1 protein-coding gene is annotated in these 973 nt (G+C 64.2%); it reads right to left on the bottom strand.

The features are described 5' to 3' along the window. Window positions 1-941: ISNCY family transposase (locus ACFOFO_RS26300; RefSeq protein WP_390333521.1), on the bottom strand; the 941-nt coding region annotated here is incomplete at its 3' end. Window positions 942-973: the final 32 nt, after the last annotated feature.

The following is a 973-nucleotide window of genomic DNA, read 5'->3' as shown; positions in this document are numbered from 1 at the left end:
ACCGACAAGATGCGGCACAGGTCTGCCGTCTTGCCCCGATAGGCCACATGCGCATCGTCCTGTCGCGCCGGCTTCACCGCAAAGCGCCGATTGAAGTCGGTCATGAAGGTAGGCAGCCAGCTATTGGCACTGGCCTGGTCGTTAAGCCCCACGAGCCGCATTTCCTTGATCAGCCGGTCCTGGAGGGTCTGATTGGCGCGTTCGACCCGCCCTTTCGCCTGGGGACTATTGGCCTGGATGCCGTCGATGCCCAGCGCCGCCAGCGCCCGGGCAAACTGCGTCTGCGCCTGGCTGGGGGCAGCGGGCGCATTGATGCGGAAGATGCTGTGGCGATCGCTGTAGAGCGCCGCCGGCAAGCCATGACGCTGGATGTGGCGCTGCAGCGCGGCCATGTAGCCCAGCGTCGTTTCGGTATCGACGAATTGCAATTCCATCAGTTCGCCCGTGGCGTCATCGATGAATACCAGCAGACAGCAGCGGGGCGCGCGCCCTTCAAACCAGTCATGGGGAGAGCCGTCGATTTGAATGAGTTCCCCGCGTCGCGCGCGCCGCTCGCGCAACGGGTGGGCACGGATGGTCTGGCCGCGCCGGGGCTGCCAGTAGCCGGCGGCGATCATGTACTGGCGCACCGTCTCCACCGACAGCGTGATGGCGTGCTGCTCAGCCAATTTCTCAGTCGCCAGGGTGGGGCCGAAATCGGCGTAATGGGCGCCGATCAGCGCCATCGCCTCGGAGAGGACGCTGTCCCGGATGCGGCGATGGGAGGGTTGACCACGCTTCTTACTGATCAGCCCAGCAATGCCCGTCTCGGCGTAGCTGCGCTTGAGGCGCTTGACCTGGCGCACGCTGATGGCAAGACGTGCAGCAACCGCTCTCTGGTCCAGCTTCCCCTCCAACAATTGCGCCATCAGGTGCCCTCGCAGTATTTCCTTGTCGCTCATTTGCCTCACCATGGTAATGCGCCCGGTTGCCT

Origin of the sequence: Pseudundibacterium arcticum, from assembly GCF_042646465.1 — a bacterium.
Taxonomy (GTDB): Bacteria; Pseudomonadota; Gammaproteobacteria; order Burkholderiales; family Burkholderiaceae_D; genus Undibacterium_A; species Undibacterium_A arcticum.
This window is presented reverse-complemented; position numbering and strand designations above follow the sequence as displayed.